The sequence below is a fragment of the Stenotrophomonas sp. a6 genome, assembly GCF_030913325.1.
Taxonomy (GTDB): domain Bacteria; phylum Pseudomonadota; class Gammaproteobacteria; order Xanthomonadales; family Xanthomonadaceae; genus Stenotrophomonas; species Stenotrophomonas maltophilia.
Genome location: NZ_CP133161.1, coordinates 1,978,686 through 1,996,771, shown reverse-complemented (window position 1 = coordinate 1,996,771; position 18,086 = coordinate 1,978,686). Strand labels below are relative to the sequence as shown.

The 18,086-nt window shown below is 67.8% G+C and carries 15 protein-coding genes; all 15 read right to left on the bottom strand.

Annotation, left to right across the window (positions count from 1 at the left end; all coding sequences use genetic code 11):
* Positions 1–9: 9 nt before the first annotated feature.
* A complete protein-coding gene (locus Q9Q79_RS09335; protein ID WP_201862128.1) occupies positions 10–2,511 on the bottom strand; it encodes a heavy metal translocating P-type ATPase in 2,502 nt (833 codons plus the stop codon).
* 173 nt (positions 2,512–2,684) lie between these two features.
* Positions 2,685–5,642, bottom strand: a complete 2,958-nt coding sequence (locus Q9Q79_RS09330; protein WP_099527185.1) for a TonB-dependent receptor — start codon at positions 5,640–5,642, stop codon at positions 2,685–2,687.
* A 400-nt stretch (positions 5,643–6,042) separates the two neighbouring features.
* On the bottom strand, positions 6,043–6,774 hold the full coding sequence (locus tag Q9Q79_RS09325) for a copper homeostasis protein CutC (protein ID WP_024956874.1): 732 nt from the start codon (positions 6,772–6,774) through the stop codon (positions 6,043–6,045).
* Positions 6,771–7,769, bottom strand: coding sequence for a N(4)-(beta-N-acetylglucosaminyl)-L-asparaginase (locus tag Q9Q79_RS09320; RefSeq protein WP_201862126.1), 999 nt, complete (start codon positions 7,767–7,769; stop codon positions 6,771–6,773). The genes Q9Q79_RS09325 and Q9Q79_RS09320 overlap by 4 nt, the downstream gene beginning before the upstream one ends.
* A gap of 51 nt (positions 7,770–7,820) precedes the next feature.
* A complete protein-coding gene (locus Q9Q79_RS09315) occupies positions 7,821–8,843 on the bottom strand; it encodes a glucokinase (RefSeq protein WP_138969631.1) in 1,023 nt (340 codons plus the stop codon).
* Positions 8,844–8,927: 84 nt separating this feature from the next.
* Positions 8,928–9,212: a hypothetical protein gene (locus tag Q9Q79_RS09310; protein ID WP_012480039.1), complete on the bottom strand. Its 285-nt coding sequence runs from the start codon at positions 9,210–9,212 to the stop codon at positions 8,928–8,930.
* A gap of 35 nt (positions 9,213–9,247) precedes the next feature.
* Positions 9,248–10,837, bottom strand: a complete 1,590-nt coding sequence (locus tag Q9Q79_RS09305) for a calcineurin-like phosphoesterase family protein (RefSeq protein WP_172711738.1) — start codon at positions 10,835–10,837, stop codon at positions 9,248–9,250.
* A 154-nt stretch (positions 10,838–10,991) separates the two neighbouring features.
* Positions 10,992–11,612 (bottom strand): bifunctional phosphoribosyl-AMP cyclohydrolase/phosphoribosyl-ATP diphosphatase HisIE, encoded by a 621-nt coding sequence (hisIE, locus tag Q9Q79_RS09300; RefSeq protein ID WP_012480037.1) that lies wholly within the window; start codon positions 11,610–11,612, stop codon positions 10,992–10,994.
* The gene (hisF, locus tag Q9Q79_RS09295; protein WP_005409431.1) at positions 11,602–12,378 is read right to left on the bottom strand and encodes an imidazole glycerol phosphate synthase subunit HisF; all 777 of its coding nucleotides are present in this window, start codon (positions 12,376–12,378) and stop codon (positions 11,602–11,604) included. The genes hisIE and hisF overlap by 11 nt, the downstream gene beginning before the upstream one ends.
* Positions 12,372–13,106, bottom strand: coding sequence for a 1-(5-phosphoribosyl)-5-[(5-phosphoribosylamino)methylideneamino]imidazole-4-carboxamide isomerase (gene hisA, locus Q9Q79_RS09290; protein ID WP_114618757.1), 735 nt, complete (start codon positions 13,104–13,106; stop codon positions 12,372–12,374). The genes hisF and hisA overlap by 7 nt, the downstream gene beginning before the upstream one ends.
* Positions 13,103–13,705 (bottom strand): imidazole glycerol phosphate synthase subunit HisH, encoded by a 603-nt coding sequence (gene hisH / locus Q9Q79_RS09285; RefSeq protein ID WP_087803382.1) that lies wholly within the window; start codon positions 13,703–13,705, stop codon positions 13,103–13,105. The genes hisA and hisH overlap by 4 nt, the downstream gene beginning before the upstream one ends.
* The gene (hisB, locus tag Q9Q79_RS09280; RefSeq protein WP_005409428.1) at positions 13,702–14,775 is read right to left on the bottom strand and encodes a bifunctional histidinol-phosphatase/imidazoleglycerol-phosphate dehydratase HisB; all 1,074 of its coding nucleotides are present in this window, start codon (positions 14,773–14,775) and stop codon (positions 13,702–13,704) included. Before hisB ends, hisH begins: the two co-directional genes overlap by 4 nt.
* Positions 14,772–15,866 (bottom strand): histidinol-phosphate transaminase, encoded by a 1,095-nt coding sequence (hisC, locus tag Q9Q79_RS09275; protein WP_005409427.1) that lies wholly within the window; start codon positions 15,864–15,866, stop codon positions 14,772–14,774. Before hisC ends, hisB begins: the two co-directional genes overlap by 4 nt.
* Positions 15,863–17,158, bottom strand: a complete 1,296-nt coding sequence (hisD, locus tag Q9Q79_RS09270) for a histidinol dehydrogenase (protein ID WP_201862124.1) — start codon at positions 17,156–17,158, stop codon at positions 15,863–15,865. Before hisD ends, hisC begins: the two co-directional genes overlap by 4 nt.
* Complete coding sequence (gene hisG / locus Q9Q79_RS09265) at positions 17,155–18,066, bottom strand: ATP phosphoribosyltransferase (RefSeq protein ID WP_099524030.1); 912 nt, start codon at positions 18,064–18,066, stop codon at positions 17,155–17,157. The genes hisD and hisG overlap by 4 nt, the downstream gene beginning before the upstream one ends.
* Positions 18,067–18,086 lie beyond the last annotated feature (20 nt).

Here is an 18,086-nt window from a genome sequence, read left to right as displayed (position 1 = left end):
GGATCTCCTTCAGTGGGTGGCAGCGGCGGCATCCGCCATCGGCGGCTGGAAGCGGCGCAGGCGCAGCGCGTTGCCCAGCACGAACACGCTGGACAGGGCCATCGCACCGGCCGCGAACACCGGCGACAGCAGCACGCCCCAGACCGGGTACAGCACGCCGGCCGCTACCGGAATCAACCCGGTGTTGTAGGCGAAGGCCCAGAACAGGTTCTGCCGGATGTTGCCCAGCGTCGCCTTCGACAGCGCGATGGCATTCGGCACCCCCTGCAGGTTGCCCGACATCAGCACCACATCGGCCGATTCCACTGCGATATCCGTGCCGGTCCCGATGGCCAGGCCGACATCGGCTTCAGCCAGTGCCGGCGCATCGTTGATGCCGTCGCCGACGAAGGCGACATGGCCATGCGTGGCCTTCAAGCGGCGCACCGCCTCGACCTTGCCTTCCGGCAGCACCTCGGCCACCACTTCGTCGATGCCGAGCTGGCGCGCGATCGCCTGCGCGGTACCAGCGTTGTCACCGGTGATCATCGCCACCTTCAGGCCAAGCTGATGCAGTGCCGCGATTGCGGCCGGCGTGCTCGGCTTGATCGGATCGGATACCGCGATGATTGCGGCCAGGCGACCGTCGATGGCGGCATACAGCGGCGACTTGCCCTGGGTGCCCAGCTCTGCCGCCAGCGTCGCGAACAAAGTGATGTCCACGCCCAGGTCGCGCATGAAGCGATCGGCACCGACCTCCACCCGCGCACCATCAACGTTGGCACGCACGCCCATGCCGGTGACCGATTCGAAATCGACCATCGACGGCAGCGCGATGCCCTGCTCGGTGGCTGCATCGACGATGGCGCGGGCAATCGGATGCTCCGAGCGCGACTCCACCGCCGCCACCGCCGCCAGCACCGTGCCGTGATCAAAACCGCTGGCGATCTCCAGATCGGTCAAGCGCGGGCGGCCCTCGGTCAGCGTACCGGTCTTGTCCACCGCCACCACCTGCGCGTCCTTCAGCAGCTGCAGTGCTTCGCCCTTGCGGAACAGCACGCCCATTTCGGCGCCGCGGCCGGTACCGACCATGATCGAGGTCGGCGTGGCCAGCCCCATCGCGCACGGGCAGGCAATGATCAGCACCGCTACCGCGTTGACCAGCGCGAAGCTCAGCGCCGGTGACGGACCAAAGATCAACCAGACCAGGAAGGTCGCCAGCGCGGCCAGCATCACCGCCGGCACGAACCACAGCGTGACCTTGTCGACCACCGCCTGGATCGGCAGCTTCGAGCCCTGCGCCTGTTCGACCATGCGGATGATCTGCGCCAGCATGGTCTGCGCGCCCACCGCCGTGGCACGTACCGTCAGTGCGCCCTTCTGGTTGACCGTACCGCCCACCACGCTGCTGCCCGGCTGCTTCTCGACCGCGATCGGCTCGCCGCTGATCATCGATTCGTCGATGTAGCTGCGGCCTTCAACCACCTCGCCATCCACCGGCACGCGCTCGCCCGGCCGCACTTCCACCATGTCGCCGCTCTGCACTTCATTGACCGGGATGTCGACGGTGCGGCCGTCACGGATCACATGGGCGACCTTGGCCTGCAGGTTGACCAGACGCTTGATCGCTTCGGAGGTACGGCCCTTGGCGCGGGCCTCGAGGAAGCGGCCGAGCAGGATCAGCGCGACGATGACTGCTGCCGCTTCGTAGTAGACGTTCACCGTGCCCGGCGGCAGCAGCCGCGGTGCAAAGGTCGCCACCACCGAGTAGCCAAACGCCGCGGCGGTGCCCACCGCCACCAGTGAATTCATGTCCGGCGCCAGCCGCAGCAGTGCCGGGAACCCCTTCTGGTAGAAACGGCGGCCGGGAATGGCCAGCACCAGCAGGGTCAGTACGAACTGCAGGTACCAGCTCGCCTGCATGCCGATGGTGGCCATCACCCATTCGTGCATGCCGGGAATCAGGTGCGAGCCCATCTCCAGCACGAACACCGGCAGCGCCAGCGCGGTCGCCACGATCAGGTCGCGCTTCAGTTCGGCGCGCTCGGCATCCTTCTTTTCAGCGGCTTCATCATCGGACTGCACACCGGCCTCGATCGGGCGGGCGGCGTAGCCGACCTTGTCGATGGCCGCAACCAAGGCGGCCGTATCAGCCACGCCGCGCACGGTCGCACGCTCCGTGGCCAGGTTCACGCTGGCCTGGCTCACGCCTGGCACCGCCAGCAGCGCGCGCTCCACGCGGCCCACGCAGGAGGCGCAGGTCATGCCTTCCACGGCCAGTTCAACGGTGGCGGGGGACACGTCGTAGCCCACCCGCTCCACCGCCTGGATCAACGCGGCACGATCGACCGGACCGGACGGGCGGATATCCGCGCGCTCGGTGGCCAGATTGACCGAAACACTGCCCACGCCTTCGACCTTGGACAGCGCCGCCTCGACCCGGCCGACACAGCTGGCGCAGGTCATTCCCTCGATGGGCAGGCTGATGGTGGCAGGGCTTGCGGGGGCTGCAGTGGCGCGGGGCATGCTCATGATCGGATTCCCGGGGTTCCTTCTGGATGCGGACAGGCTAAACCTTGCCATCGTGGGAAGGTCAAATCCAGCCACCCCGGGGTTCATGATGGGGTTCATCCACGCATGGCGTGGAACTACCGAGCGGACGGAGGCGTCAGGCGGATCAAGCCCGGCGCCCCCTGCAGGTCCGCTCAGAAGGTGAACACGTACTCCAACGCGAACTCGCGGCCGACCGCCCCCAGCAGGCGGGTCGGGGCGAAGTCGTAATCCAGCTTGTACGGGTCCTTGTGGTTCCAGCTGGCGGAGTTGAAGGCGTTGTTGACGTACACGTTTACCTTCGCGTGTTCGGTCACCTGGTAGCCCACGTTGAAGTTCCAGGTGATGAACGGCCCCACTCGACCGTAGTAGCGCGCCGTCTGCTGCCCGGCATTGGGGTTCGGGTTCGGCGAGCCGTCGGGACGTGTCGCCGGCTCCAGGCAGTTCAGCGACGGGCTGTCGCTGGGCACGTAGCCGTCGGCGAACGGCAGGCAGCCGCCGGGGTTGTCCAGGCGGTCGGTGCCCCAGTGGTAGCGCACGCCCGGCACCGAGCCCACGCGGTCGGCATAGACATTGGCATTCCAGTTGCCGCGCTGCCAGGCCAGGCTCGCGCGCAGCTTGCTGCGCAGGTCGCGGTCGCGGCGTTCCGGGTTCGGGTCGTTGGCGTAGCGCTGTTCCTTGGTCGAGATCTGGTTGGTGTAGTTCAGACCCAGCTGGAAACTGCCCCACTGCGCGGTTTCCAGGCGATAGCGTGCGGTCAGGTCGACACCACGCACTTCGCGGCTGGCCAGGTTGAACGGGCCGCGCTCGATCGACACCAGGCGGCCGCTGCTGTCACGGTTCACGCGGGCCAGGATGCCGGCGCAGTATTCGCCACCGGCCGGATTGGCCCATGGCGTGCCATCGATGTTCTTGCCGGTCAGGCAGCCGGCCTCGCTGGCCAGCACCTCATCGGCGCCGACGTCGACGATCATGTCTTCCAGCTTGATCGCCCAGTAGTCGGCGCTGACCGACAGGTTCGGCATCACGTCCCAGACCAAACCGACCGTCCACGAATCACCGGTCTCCGAGCGCAGCAGCGGCGTGCCGCGCCGGTTCACGTCGAAGGTGTACCAGACATCGGTGTTGCCCACGCCGCAGTTGTTGACCAGGTACGCGCCACTCTGGATGCAGCGCAGGCGGTCATAGGTCTGCACTTCGGAGCTGCTCGGCTGGCCCAGCAGGTAATGCATGTCCGGCGCATGGAAGCTGGTGGCATAGGAGCCACGCACCAGCAACGATTCAACCGGGCGCCATTCCAGGCCGACGTTCCAGGTGGTTTCCTTCTGGCTGCCGATGTCCAGTGCTTCGCTGCTGTCGTCGGCCTTGTAGTTGCCATAGCGGTCATAGCGCGCGGCCGCAGTGGCGGTCACGCTGTCCAGCAGCGGAATCTTGAATTCGACGCCGGCCGAATAGCGGGTGCGCTCGCCGCCACCGCGATCGACGTTCTGCAGGTCGAAGTCGATGCCTGCGCGTGGGTCGGGGCTGAGGTGATAACCCTGCTGCGCGACTTCAGCCACTGCGGCGAACGAGATCGGGCCGGCCCAGCCCTGGAACAGTTCGCCGGTGATATCCGCCGAGGCCTGGTTGACCCAGGACGCCGCCCGGTTCTTCGCCACCGTACCCATCTGCCAGTACTGGTCCGGCGTCAGCGGATTCCACCAGCGCGATTCGTTCAAGGCGTAGATCGCCTCGCCATCGGCCGTGGTGCCCAGCTTCGGGCCGAGGAAGTAGTCGTACGACTTCTGCTTGTCGACCACGTTCTGCCGTTCTTCCACGCGGTAGTACGAGCGCCCCACCGTGGCGCTCCAGTCGAAGCGGTCGGCGAGGCGGCCACGCAGGCCGGCGCTCCAGTCCCAGGACAGTTCGCGGTTGGTGTTACGCAGCGTATCCAGGCCACCCACCTCGTTTGGAGTGAACTGGCGCACGCCGAGGATCGGGCGGTTGCGGTTGGCGTCCCAGTAGTAGCCGTTGTCATCGTCGACCAGCGACACGCCGGGCGGATTGGTGCCCCAGATCGCTTCGGAACGGTAGACCGCCAGATTGGTCCAGGCCTGCAGGTCATTGCTGAAATCGAAGGTGGCATACAGGTTGCCGGACACGTTCTCGGCGCCGCCGGTGAGCAGCCAGTTGGCGTAGTCGGCGCTCATGCCGCACAGGCGGCCGGTGTTGGTGATGGTGTTGGCGGCGTAGTTGTAGACCAGTCGATCGGCGGTGTAGTACTCACTGCCGAACTTCTCGCAGGTGCCGGTGGGCGGCGCCAGGCGCTGGCCCGTGGTGGGATCGATCAGCGCCAGACCGGCGGTAGGACGGAAGCCGACCTTGCGTTGTTCCATGTTCCAGGACGGGTACGGCGCATCATCGGCGTCGTCCATCTGCGGGCGGTCACGGCCGAACAACGGATCGCGCTTGGTGTACTGCAGCGCGTAGGTCACGCTCCAGTTGTCACCGGTCTTGCCGCCGGCCCAGGACAGGTCCCAGGTGTCGCGCCCACCCTCGGTGGAGGTGCCGCCACGCACGCGCACTTCGTCGCCGTCGTAGTTGGTCTTCAGAATGACGTTGACCACGCCGGCGATCGCATCCGAGCCATAGATGGCCGAGGCGCCACCGGTCAGCACTTCGATGCGCTCCACCGCCGCGGCCGGAATGTTGCCGTAGTTGGAGAAGTTGGTTTCACCGCCATAGGGCAGCGGGTAGTCGGCCACGCGACGGCCGTTGACCAGCAGCAGCGAGCGGTTCGGGCCCATCCCGCGCAGGTTCAGGCCACTGGCATTGGGCGTGTGCGAGCCCCACTGCGAGGCGGCTTCAACAGTGCCGGTCGCTTCGGTGAGGGTCTTCAGCGCGTCGTACACGCTGACGAAGCCTTCCTTCTGGATCTGCGCGGCGGTGATCACGTTGACCGGTGCCGGGCCTTCGACGCTGGCGCGCTTGATGCGCGAGCCGGTGACGGTGACCGCGTCGAGATCCTTGGTGGATGAACTGGCAGCCTCCTGCGCGCTGGCAGCCAGGGGCAACAGGGCCAGGACCAGGGCCTGGGACAGCAGGTGACGACGCTTGCGGACGATCTGAGCCATGGGTGGTTGCTCTTCGAAAGTGTGGACGCACGGACGGGTGGTGGCGCGGCACTACAGCTGATCCGGGCACCTGGATCGGTTCAAGACCGTCCCGACGCCCTCCCCTGTGGATCGATCCAAACTAAAGCACAGCTGAACCACGCCGGGCATGCGGCGACGCAGCAATGCCCGGTTCAATGCCGCTATCGGCCGCAGGTATCAAGAACAATCAAAGGGTTGCGAAACATCGCTGAGAGAACAGCGCACACGTCAATGACATGATCGCGACAATCGCGCGCGGAACGGATTTGTCCGGCGCAAGCCAGCGTCCGGGGTCGGATCCCCTCGCAGAGGGGCTCTGACCCGATTGCGTCGGGTGGGTCAGAGCCCTTCTGCGAAGGGATCCGACCCCGGCCAGCTCTCAGCCGTCCAGCGCCTGTCGCAGCGCGGCCACGGTCGCGGTGGCGGTCTGGCTCCAGTCCGGGTCCAGCCCGCGCAGGTCCGGGTTCTGGAACTGCATGGCCGAGCGCCGCAGGCCTTTGGCCGAGGCGTGCAGTTCGGTGCAGCCGCTGCGTCGTGCGACGGCGGCGACATTGGCCGGGCCCAGCCCGGCGCCGGCCATCACCGTGATACGTCCCGCCGCCTGGGTGACCAAGCCTGCCAGCACATCGGCACCGGCCTCGGCACTGACCTGGCCGCCCGAGGTCAGCACGCGCTGGCAACCCAGTTCGATCACCTGTTCCAGTGCCGCCGGCAGATCGCGGGCGGCATCGAAGGCGCGGTGGAAGGTCACCTGCAGCGGCCCGGCAGCCTGCACCAGTTCACGGCACAACGCCACGTCGATACCGCCCTGCACATCCAGCGCACCGATCACCACGCCATCGCAGCCGAGCGCGCGGCACTGCGCGATGTCACGCAGCATCAGTTCGGTTTCCAGCGCGTCGTAGTGGAAGTCGCCCGGGCGTGGCCGCACCAGCACGAACAGCGGAATCGACAGGCGTTCGCGCGCAAGCGCGATGGTGGCGAACGACGGCGTGGTGCCTCCCTCGGCCAGGTTGTCGAACAGCTCGATGCGGTCGGCGCCGCCGGCCTGGGCGGCCAGCGCCGAGGCCAGCGAGTTGCTGGCGATTTCCAGAGTGAGCCGGGTTTTCACGTCTGGGTGCTCGTGTAGATCGACGGTGAGTCGCGCAGGTCATCCTGGCGCTGCCCATCGCACACGGCGTAGACGAAGCCGCGATGCAACGCGTAGGCGCCCACCTCGCCCTGCTTGTTCATGGCCAGGAAGCACACCTGCAATGTCTTGCTCGCTTCGGGGCGCTTGCGCACCACGCGGTCGATGGCTTCACGGCAGGCCTGTGCCGGCGAGCGCCCCTGGCGCATCAGTTCGACCACCAGGAACGAAGCGGCGTTGCGGATCATCTCTTCACCTACGCCCGAAGCAGTGGCCGCCCCCACTTCGTTGTCGACATACAGGCCAGCACCGATGATCGGGCTGTCGCCGACCCGGCCGTGCAGCTTCCAGGCCATGCCGCTGGTGGTGCAGGCACCGGCAAGGTGGCCCTTGGCATCCAGCGCCAGCATGCCAATGGTGTCGTGGTTGTCGCTGTTGCCGGGAATACCACGGCGCTCGGCGTTGATCTGCGGCTGATACTTCTCCGTCTTCAGCCACTCGCGCCAGGCCGCTTCGGCCTGCGGCGTCAGCAGGTGCTTGCGCTCGAAACCCTGCTGCACCGCGAACTGCTGCGCGCCCTCGCCCACCAGCAGCACGTGTGGGCTGTTCTCCATCACTTTGCGGGCCACCGACACCGGATGCAGGATGTCGACCAGCGCGGCCACGGCGCCACAACGGCCATCGCCATCCATGATGCTCGCGTCCAGGCTCAGCACGCCGTCGCGATCCGGGTTGCCACAATGGCCGACGGTGGGGTTGCACAGCTCGCTCTCGGCCCAGCGTGCGCCTGCTTCCACCGCATCCAGCGCGCTGCCGCCCTGCGCCAGCACCTTCCATGCGGCCTGGTTGGCCGGCACGCCGAAATCCCAGGTTGATACGACCTTCGCCCCGCCCTGGCTGCGCGCCCGCACGCCCGGCAAAGCCGCCATGCCTGCAGCCAGTGCACCGGCCTGCAGGAACTTCCTGCGATCCACCATCTTCCCCTCCCAGTCTGCAATGCACGGCCGGCCCGATGCCGACCCTGCCGATCAGTCGTGCGTGGGCTGCCGTGCGGCGTGCCAGACCGCTGCGCCGAGCACGCCCAACTGGCCGTGCTCCACGCGCCATACCGGCACCTGGCGCAGCACCTCGGTCAGCACGCCCTTGTTGAGGAAGCGCTCACGGAAGCGGCCATCGGCCAGGAAATCCTGCACATGCGCGGAAATGCCTCCGGCCAGGTACACCGAACGTGCACCGACGGCGATCGCTGCGTCGCCGGCCAGGCTGCCCAGCCACGCACAGAACACCTGCAGTGTTTCCACGGCCAGCGCATCCTCGCCGCTGCGTGCGGCGCCGATCAGTGCCTCGGTGCTGGTCCACACCGGGGTGACGCCGCGCAGTTCGCACAGGCACGGATACAGGTTCATCAGGCCGCTGCCGGACAGCACGCGTTCGTTGTCCACGTGCGCCCAACGCTGCAGCAGCTTGCCCAGCACCTGCAGTTCCAGCGCGTTGCCGGCGCCAAGCGCGGCATGGCCGATCTCGCTGGCCAGCACCGGGCGCTCGCCGTCGGCAAAGCGCAGTGCGGCGCCCAGGCCGGTACCGGCACCCAGCACCAGCGCCGGGAATGCCTGCGCCGGATCAGCATCGCCGTTCAGCGGCACCAGCGTGTCCGGCTGCAGATAAGGGATGGCCAGCGCCACCGCCTCGAAATCGTTGATCAGCTGCAGTTCGCCCAACCCGGACTGCGCGCGGGTGGCCGACAGCGAGACCGTCCATGGCAGGTTGGAATTGATCAGCACATCGCCATCGAGCAGGCCGGCAATGGCCACCACCGCGGTCTGCACCGGCTGGCCAAGGCCTGCGGTGAAATCGGCCAGGATCGCCGCCAGGCTGGGATGCTCGGCGCAGGCATAGGTGCGATGGCTGCCCAGCAGCGGCGCCTGGCCGGGTTGGGTTTCAGCCAGCGCAAGGCGGGCGAAGGTGCCGCCGACATCGGCAACGACCAGACGGCGTGGAAGACCGCCGCGGGCGGAGTCAGAGGAAACCGGGGACGCTGCTGCGATGGTCACGCTGGCCTGCTTGGATCGATTGAATCGCCCCGATTCTCAGGCATCGGGGCGGCTTTGCCTAGCGCGCCGATGGTTCAGGTTGGCCTACATGCCTTCCTGTTCGGCCACCTGCACACCATCCACCAGCACTCGCAGCCGCTGCGGGCGGAAGCCGGCGAACAGCAGCGGCCGGGTGCGCTCGACCAGCACTTCATGGCCGGCGATGTGGCGCAGCCACGACTGTACCAGCGAGAACGAGAAGTGGGTGCCCGGATGCAGCGGGTGCTGCACCCAGACCGTCTCGGTGGCGCTCTGCAACTGCATCGCGCCGGTGAACCAGTGGCGGCTGAGGGTCACCGGCGTGGTGCCGGCCATGAAGCGGATATCCATGCGGGGTCCTTTCGCTGGAGCGGTGGTGTGCGGGGTCAGGGCTGGGCAGTCTGCAGGCTGTAGCTGGTGCTGGCGGTGAACACCGCGCCGTCGGGCTGGGTGGAGCGCACCTCGACCTTGTGGCTGCCCACGGCCAGATCGGTCGGCAGCGCGCCACGCCACAGGTGCGGCGATGCGGTGGCCTCCGGCGAGCGGTCGTAGCCACGCAAGCTGTCTGCAAGATCGTCGGCCACGTTCTCCACCATCAGGCGCGGATCGGGTTGGCTGACCTGCTTCATCGGCTGCCAGGCGCCTCCATCGACGCGGTACTCGACCACGCTGGCATCCTCACCCATGTAGACGTTGGCATAGATGCCCCAGGCCGGGTAGGCGCCCTGGCGCAGCACCTTCGGCGCATGCAGGCCGATCTGCTCGCTGGCCGGTTTTCCGGCCACGCGGTACTGCAGTCTGTAGCTGCCATTGCCGGCCACGTCGAGCAACGCATAGCCCTTCGGCGTGCCATCGCTCATGGTGCTGTCCGGCACGCCGGCGGCATTCTTGACGCCTGACCAGAACGCACCGCAGTTGGCACCGACGTTGTATTCGTGCAGCGGCTTGTCGCCGTTCCAGCCCTCGGCCTTGCCATGGTAGACGTGCTGCTGGGTGTGGCTGTGGCCGCTGAGCACCAGCACGTTGCGGAAGTCCTTCAGCAGGTCGAACAGGCGCTGGCGGTCGGCATGGCGGAAGGTCTCGCGTCCGGGCGCCGCGTCGAACAGCGGGATGTGCATGCCCAGCACCAGCAGGCGATCCTTGTGCAGGCCCTTCAGGTAGCTGGCGAGGAAGGCGAACTGGTCTTCGCGCAGGCCGCCGATGTACTTCGGCTTGGCCTTGGGGTCGTACACCACGTCGTCCAGGAACACGAAACTGGCGCCGCCCTCTTCCACCGCATAGGTGTCTGGACCGTAGATGTTGCGCCAGCTGTCCAGCGAGTGTTCGTCGCTGGCCGCATCGAAGTCGAGATCGTGGTTGCCCGGCACATGGAACCACGGCACGCCAAGTCCGGTGGTGACCTTGTTGATCGCCGGATACAAGGTCAGGTCGTCGTTGACGATGTCACCCAGAGTGGTGCCCATGCGCGCCTTGGTCTGTCCCACCAATGGCGCGACGATCGACTGCTGGTAGTAGCCGATATCCTTCAGGCTGGCGGTCTGCGAATCGGTGAACACCAGCATCTGGAAGCCGCGCCGACTGTCATGGCGATCCGACTGCAGGGCGAAATCCCAGTTGCGGGTGACGTCGCTGGTCGCGGCGATGCCGCCGTACTTCAACGCCGGCGAACCGTTCGGGCGATAGTGCCGCCAGAACGAAGGCAGGCCGTCGGCCGCTTTCGGGAAGGAATACGCATCGGGCTTGATCACGAACACGGTCTGGCCATCACGCAACGGCAGGCTGTAGCTGCCGTCTGCAGCCGTCTTGACGATGGCCTCGCCGTTGGAGACCTGCACGCCGGCCAGGCCCGGATCGGTCGCACCGCGGCCGGGTTTGCCGTCGCGCTCCAGATAGACCTTGCCGGTGACCACGGTATCCGCGGCCCAGGCCGGCGAGGTCAGCAACAGGCAGCACAGCCAGGCGGCAGGCAGTTTCATGGGCGGTCCGGGTAAAGAAAGACCGCCTATTGTAGATTCCGTTGATGACATCGCGCACGCGATGACGCATGCCGGTAGTGCCGGCCGCTGGCCGGCAGCCTCATGAACGTCGGGCATCCGGGGCTTGCCGGCCGCTGGCCGGCACTACCACACGTCAACGATGGCGTTTTTCCAGCACCGCACGCGCATCATCCAGCGACAGCCCGCGCGCGCGCAGCAGCACCAGCAGGTGGTACAGCAGGTCCGAGGCCTCGCCCAGCAACGCCTCATCATCCTGCGCCACCGCCGCCAGGGCGGTCTCCACCCCCTCCTCGCCCACCTTCTGTGCGATACGGCGGATGCCGCCCTCGAACAGGCTGGTGGTGTAGCTGCCCGGCGGGCGTTGCGCCTCACGCATCGCCACCAGCTGGCCCAGCCCGCCCAGGAAATCCTTCGGCGCCTGGTCGAAGCAGCTCTCTGCACCGGTGTGGCAGGTTGGCCCCGCCGGCCGTGCCATCACCAGCAAAGTATCGGCATCGCAGTCGACGCTGATCGACTGCACCACCAGTACGTTGCCGGACTGCTCGCCCTTGGTCCACAACCGCTGCTTGCTGCGGCTGAAGAAGGTCATGTGGCCGATGGCCAACGTGGCCGCCAGCGATTCGGCACTCACATAGCCCAGCATCAGTACCTGCAGGGTATCGGCATCCTGCACCACCGCCGGCAGCAGGCCGTCGCCCTTGCTCCAGTCCAGCGCCTGCAATGCGTCCAATGACGGCCTGACTTCAATAGACATCCCGCACCTCGATCTGCTGTCCGCGCAGGTAGCGCTTCAATTCCGGAATGGCGATCGCGCCGCTGTGGAACACGCTGGCGGCCAGCGCGCCGTCGACGTCGGCCTGGTCAAAGGCTTCGGCGAAGTGCTCCATCGCACCCGCACCGCCGGAGGCGATCAGCGGCACCTGGCACAATGCCCGTGCCTGCTGCAGTTGCACGACATCGTAGCCACGGCGTACGCCATCGCTGTCCATGCAGTTCAGCACGATCTCGCCCGCGCCACGCCGTTGCGCTTCGACGATCCAGTCCAGGGTGCGCAGCGGCACCGCCTGGGTCTTGTCCGGATCGCCGCTGAAACGACGCACCCGCCATTGCCCGTCGGCCTCGCGCACCGAATCGACACCGACCACCACGCACTGCACGCCGAACTCGTCCGCCAGCTCGGTGATCAGCTCCGGGCGCCCCAGCGCCGGCGAGTTGATCGACACCTTGTCGGCACCGGCAAACAGCACGCGGCGCGCGGTTTCCACACTGTCGATGCCACCGGCCACGCAGAACGGAATGTCGATCAGCCGCGCGATGCGCTCGATCCAGGCAACGTCGACCGAACGCGCCTCGGGGCTGGCGCCGATGTCATAGAACACCAGCTCGTCTGCCCCCTGGTCGCGATAGCGCTGCGCCAACTCGGCGATGTCGCCCATGTCGACGTGGTCGCGGAAGCGCACGCCCTTGACCACGCGGCCATCGCGCACGTCCAGGCAGGGAATGATGCGGCGGCTCAACATGCCAGCGCCTCCGCCAGGTCCATGCGCTGCTCCAGCAGTGCCTTGCCGAGGATCGCACCGCCACAGCCGGCGGCACGCGCCTCGGCCACATCGGCCACGTCGCGGATGCCTCCGGAGGCCTGCACGGCCACGCCCGGCAGCAGCGCCGACAGGTGCTGGTAGAGGCTGATGTTGGGCCCGGCCAGCATGCCGTCCCGAGCGATATCGGTGCACAGCAGGTGGCGCATGCCGGCGCGCGCGTAGCGCTGGGCCAGGTCATCCAGGGTCACTCCGGCGTTCTCGGTCCAACCGTGCACCGGCAATTGCCACTGCCCCTGTGCGTCCTGGCGCGCGTCCAGCGCAACCGTGATGCGATCGGCGCCGAATTCCTCCAGCCAGCCGACCACTTCATCGGGGCGACGCACCGCCAGCGAGCCGACCACCACGCGACCGGCGCCGGCATCGAGGATGCGCGCCACATCGTCGCGGCCGCGCACGCCACCGCCGGTCTGCACCTGCAGCGATGTCTGCGCGCGGATCGACGACAGTAGCGGCGCCAGCGTATAGCCACCGGCGCGCGCAGCGTCCAGATCGACCAGATGCATCCACTGCGCACCCTGCGCGGCGAAGGCCTGCGCGCGTGGCAACGGATCGTCGCCATACGAGGTTTCCTGCGCGTAGTCGCCCTGGCGCAGCCGCACCACGCGGCCGTCGCGGATATCCAGCGCGGGGTAGACGATGAAACTCATGCAGCAGTGCCCTCGAGAAAATTGCGCAGCATCAGCGAGCCGGTCTCGCCGGAGCGCTCGGGGTGGAACTGTGCGCCGTAGTAACGCCCCTGCTCCACCACGGCAGTGAACAGGCCGCCGTGGTCGCAGGCAGCGACGGTGTGGGTATTGAGGGGCGCGGCGTAGCTGTGCACGAAGTAGGCGCTGGCACGCTCCGGCACGCCGCGCAGCAGCAGCGATTCGCGCAGCGGCAGCAGGCGGTTCCAGCCCATGTGCGGCACCCGGATGCCGCAGGCCGGCACCAGCTTGCGCACCACGCCGGGAATCAGTCCCAGTGTCTCCACACCCGCCTCCTCGGAGCGTTCGAACAGCAGCTGCATGCCCAGGCAGATTCCCATCAGCGGCACCTCCAGTCGCTGCAGCGGTTCCACCAGGCCTTGCGCATGCAGGTGTTGCATGCCGGGACCGGCGGCGCCGACGCCGGGCAGGATCACCCGCTGCGCACCGACCAGACCGTCCGCATCGCGCACCAGCCGCACAGTCGCACCCAGGCGCTCCAGTGCGTAGCGCACCGAGCCCAGGTTGGCGCCGCCGGCATCGATCAGCGCAACGTCACTCACAGCGCCCCCTTGGTGGAAGGCAGCGCTGTGCCCTGGCGGGCCAATGCCGGGCGCAATGCGCGCGCCAGCGCCTTGAAGCAGGCCTCCACCTTGTGGTGATCGTTGTCGCCGCGTACCTGCAGGTTGAGGTTCAGGCCGCTGGCATCGCACAGCGAGCGGAAGAAATGCGGCACCAGCTCGGTCGGCATATCGCCCACGCGTTCGCGCTTGAACTCGCCCTCGAACACGAAGTACGGGCGGCCACTGAAGTCCAGCGCAGCGCTGGCCAGCGTCTCGTCCATCGGCAGGGTGAAACCGTAGCGGCCGATGCCGCGCTTGTCGCCCAGCGCCTCGCGCAGCGCCTGGCCCAGGGCCAGCCCCGTATCCTCGATGGTGTGGTGTTCGTCGATGTGCAGGTCACCCTCGGCCTGGATGTCCAGCGCGAAGCCACCGTGCTTGCCGATCTGTTCCAGCATGTGGTCGAAGAACGGCAGGCCGGTGGAGATGCGTGCATCACCCGCGCAATCCAGGTCCAGTTCGACGCGGATCTTCGTTTCTTTCGTGTTGCGCTGGACCACGGCGGTGCGCGGCGCATCGGCCAGCGCATGGGCAATGCCCGGCCAATCCCACTCGCCACCAAACTGCGCGGTGCGCAGCTGGAAACCGCGGATGTTGAGGTTGTCGGCAAACTGCAGGTCGGTGATGCGATCGCCGACCATGCCCGAACGCGCCCAGTCGATGCTGCGGTCCTGCAGATAAGCCGTCATCAGTCCGATGCCCGGCTTGCGGGTCGGCGCATTGTCGTGCGGCCAGCTGCAGTCGATCAGCACGTCACGGAAAGTGATGCCCTGGCTTTCGAAGATCTGCAGCATCAGCTCGTTGGGGCCATCGAAGCTGGCACGCGGGTAGCTGTCGCTGCCCAGGCCATCCTGGTTGGTGACGATCACGAACTGGTAGCCGGCATCCCGCAGCTTCAGCAGCGCCGGGATCACCTGCGGCACGAAGCGCAGCTTCTCGTAGGCGTCGATCTGGAAATCGGACGGCTCCTCGATGAGGGTGCCGTCGCGGTCGATGAACAGGATCGGGGTCATGCTGCGGCCCTCCGCGCCGACAGGGCCGCGAGCACGCGGTCATTCTCTTCCGGGCTGCCGATGCTGATGCGAAGCGCATCGCCCAGCTGCGGCGCGGCGCGCTGGTCGCGCACCACCACCCCTGCAGCAAGCAGCGTATCGAACGCCGCCTGCGCATCGGCGAAGCGGACCAGCAGGTAGTTGCCGGACGAGGCGTACACCCGGCGTACACCGGGCAGGCTGGCCAGTGCCGTTCGCAGGCGTTCGCGCTCGGCGATGACCGTGGCCACGCGCTCGGCGGTGCGTGCCAGCGCGGCCGGCTGCAGGGCCTGCACGGCCAGTTCCGCGCACGGGGTCGGCACCGGATACGGCGCCTGGCAGCGGCGCAGCACGGCAATCAGTTCCGGCGCGGCGATCAGCGTTCCAATGCGCGCGGCCGCGAGTGCGTGTGCTTTCGACAGCGTGCGCAGCACCGCCAGGTTGGCGTGCACGGCCAGCAACGTGGTCGCCGACGGACGCTGCGCGTACTCGACATAGGCCTCGTCCACCACCACCAGTGCCTGCCCGCGCAACGCAACCGCCACCCGTTCGACCTCGTCCAGGGCGATATCACTGCCGGCCGGGTTCGACGGTGCGCACAGGAACACCAGCTTGGCATTGCGCGCCCTGGCGGTGTCGATCACCGCATCCAGATCGGCGCGCAGGCCATCCTCGCTGTCCACCAGCGGCACTTCAATCAATGCGGCGCCCTGCAGGCGTGCGCAGACGGCGTACATGCCGAACACCGGCGGCGTGACCAGTACGCCATCGCGGCCCGGCACGCACAGGGCACGCACCAGCAGATCAATGGCTTCGTCGCTGCCGCGACCGATCAGCAGCTGCTGTGGCGTCACGCCGTACAGCGCCGCAAGTCCCTCGCGCAATGCCAACGGCTGCGGTTCGGGATAGCGCCGGCTGCTGCCCGCGGCATCAGCGGGATTGGCCCAGGCCGATTCATTGGCGTTCAACCAGACCTCGCCCTGCACCGCCGCGCTGCGCGCCGAGCTGTAGCCGGCGAAGGCCTGCAGATCCGGGCGAACCAGTGCCAGCACATCATCGATAGCCGCGTTCATGCTGCCACCTCCATGCGCACTGCGACCGCACGTTCATGTGCATCCAGGCCTTCGGCACTGGCGATGATGCGCGCGCAGCCGCCAATCGCTGCGAGGCCGGCGGCGCTGGCGCTCTGCACGCTGATCAGGTTCTGGAAGCTGGCCACACTGACACCACTGTAGGCACGTGCGGCACCCGCGGTGGGCAGCACGTGGTTGGTGCCGCTGCAGTAGTCGCCCAGTGCCTCGGGGGTGTAATCACCCAGGAACACCGAGCCGGCCGCCTGCACCTTGTCCAGCCACGCACGCGGATCACGCAATGCCAGGATCAGGTGCTCCGGTGCATAGCGGTTGCTGATCGCGAAGGCTTCGTCCAACGAGTCGACCTGGATCAGCCGCGAGGCCGACAGCGCCTGGCGTGCGATCTGCTGGCGCGGCAGCAAGGCCACCTGGCGCTCGACTTCAGCCTCGACCGCCGCCAGCATCGCGGTATCGTCGGTCAGCAGCAGCACCTGCGAATCCGGGCCGTGCTCGGCCTGCGACAGCAGGTCGGCTGCAACGAACGCCGGGTTTGCACCTGCATCGGCAATCACCAGCACTTCGGAGGGACCGGCCGGCATGTCGATGGCGGCGGCGCCGTCCTGTGCGACCTGCTGCTTGGCTTCGGTGACGAAGCTGTTGCCCGGCCCGAACAGCTTGTCACAGGCCGGAATGCTGGCCGTGCCGTAAGCCATCGCAGCGATGGCCTGGGCGCCGCCCAGCTTGAACACGCGCTGCACACCGGTCAGGCGTGCGGCCACCAGCACCGCAGGATCGGCCGTGCCGTCGGCGCGTGGCGGCGTGCACAGCACCACCTGCGGGCAGCCGGCCAGCTGCGCGGGCACGCCCAGCATCAACGCGGTGGACGGCAGCGGTGCGCTGCCGGCCGGCACATACAGGCCCACCCGGCCGATCGGGCGCAGCATGCGTTCGCATACCACGCCCGGTGCGGTTTCCACGGCATACCCCGTACCCATGCCGGCGGCGTGGAAACGGGCGATGCGTTCGGCAGCTTCGACCATCGCCTGGCGCAGTTCGGCGGGGACGGCGGCATCAGCCGCTGCGAACTCGGCTTCGCTCACTTCGAACGATCGCAGCTCGACACCGTCGAAACGTGCGGTGATCGCACGTAGCGCGTCGTCGCCCTGCGCGCGCACCTGTTCAATCAGCGTCGCCACCGCGTCACGGGTCTGCTGCGCCACGGTCTGCACCGGGCGGGTCAGTGCCGCGCTGCGCGCGGCCTCATCAAGTCGGGACCAGATCAGACGGTTCATGCCAGCGACCGCTCCACGCTCAGTACCATCAGGCCCTGCGCGCCGGCGCGCTCGAGTTCCTCCATGCGTTGCCAGCTCAGCGGGCCCGGGCACATGGTCTGCAGGCGCAGCGCGCCGCCATCGGCCGGCAGCCGCACCAGCGGCTCGGCATCGGCCAGCAGCTGCGCCAGCGCGTCGACGCGATCCTCGCTGGCGCGGAACATCAGCAGCTTGCGGTCCTGGCGCTGCACCACGCCGTCGAGGCGGCGCAGCAGCATCGCGCGCAGCGATGCACGTGCGTCATCCGGCACGCGCACCGCACCGGCCAGCACCGCTTCGCTGTCGAGCAGGTTGTGCACCGGGGTCAACTGGTTGGCGCGCAGCGTGGCGCCACTGGAGACCAGGTCGCAGATCAGGTCGGCGGTGCCCAGGCGCGGGGCGATTTCCACCGACCCGGACAGCTCGACCACCTGTGCGTCCACGCCCTGTTCGGCCAGCCATTGCTTGAGGATGGCCGGGTAGCTGGTGGCAATGCGGGCACCGGCCAGCTGCGTCGGTCCCTGCCACTGCCACTCCTCGGGTACCGCCAGCATCAGCCGGCACTGGCCAAAGCCCAGCCCGCGCAGCGCCTGGTAGGCATCCGGCAGGCCGACCTGGCGACGTGCCGCGGCCTGCTCGTCCAGCTCGTTGCGACCGACGATGCCGAGGTCGCAGACGCCGTCGGCGATCAGGCCGGGGATGTCGTCGTCGCGCACCAGCAGCAGGTCCACCGGCAGCGATTCACCGTAGCAGAACAGCTTGTCGCGGCTCTCGCGCCAGCTCAGGCCACAGGCACTGAGCAGGTTGCGGGCGGGCTCGGCCAGCCGGCCACTCTTCTGGATGGCGATACGCAGCCGGTCTCGTGCCGGCGCTGCCTGGGTTGCACTCATGGGGGAGGTCTCGAAGTTCG

Bases quoted from the DNA above. Each gene is read 5' to 3' on its own strand.
- Q9Q79_RS09335 (WP_201862128.1), bottom strand. From the start codon at position 2,511: ATGAGCATGCCCCGCGCCACTGCAGCCCCCGCAAGCCCTGCCACCATC.
- Q9Q79_RS09330 (WP_099527185.1), bottom strand. From the start codon at position 5,642: ATGGCTCAGATCGTCCGCAAGCGTCGTCACCTGCTGTCCCAGGCCCTG.
- Q9Q79_RS09320 (WP_201862126.1), bottom strand. From the start codon at position 7,769: ATGGTGGATCGCAGGAAGTTCCTGCAGGCCGGTGCACTGGCTGCAGGC.
- Q9Q79_RS09310 (WP_012480039.1), bottom strand. From the start codon at position 9,212: ATGGATATCCGCTTCATGGCCGGCACCACGCCGGTGACCCTCAGCCGC.
- Q9Q79_RS09305 (WP_172711738.1), bottom strand. From the start codon at position 10,837: ATGAAACTGCCTGCCGCCTGGCTGTGCTGCCTGTTGCTGACCTCGCCG.
- hisIE (WP_012480037.1), bottom strand. From the start codon at position 11,612: ATGTCTATTGAAGTCAGGCCGTCATTGGACGCATTGCAGGCGCTGGAC.
- hisF (WP_005409431.1), bottom strand. From the start codon at position 12,378: ATGTTGAGCCGCCGCATCATTCCCTGCCTGGACGTGCGCGATGGCCGC.
- hisA (WP_114618757.1), bottom strand. From the start codon at position 13,106: ATGAGTTTCATCGTCTACCCCGCGCTGGATATCCGCGACGGCCGCGTG.
- hisB (WP_005409428.1), bottom strand. From the start codon at position 14,775: ATGACCCCGATCCTGTTCATCGACCGCGACGGCACCCTCATCGAGGAG.
- hisC (WP_005409427.1), bottom strand. From the start codon at position 15,866: ATGAACGCGGCTATCGATGATGTGCTGGCACTGGTTCGCCCGGATCTG.
- hisD (WP_201862124.1), bottom strand. From the start codon at position 17,158: ATGAACCGTCTGATCTGGTCCCGACTTGATGAGGCCGCGCGCAGCGCG.
- hisG (WP_099524030.1), bottom strand. From the start codon at position 18,066: ATGAGTGCAACCCAGGCAGCGCCGGCACGAGACCGGCTGCGTATCGCC.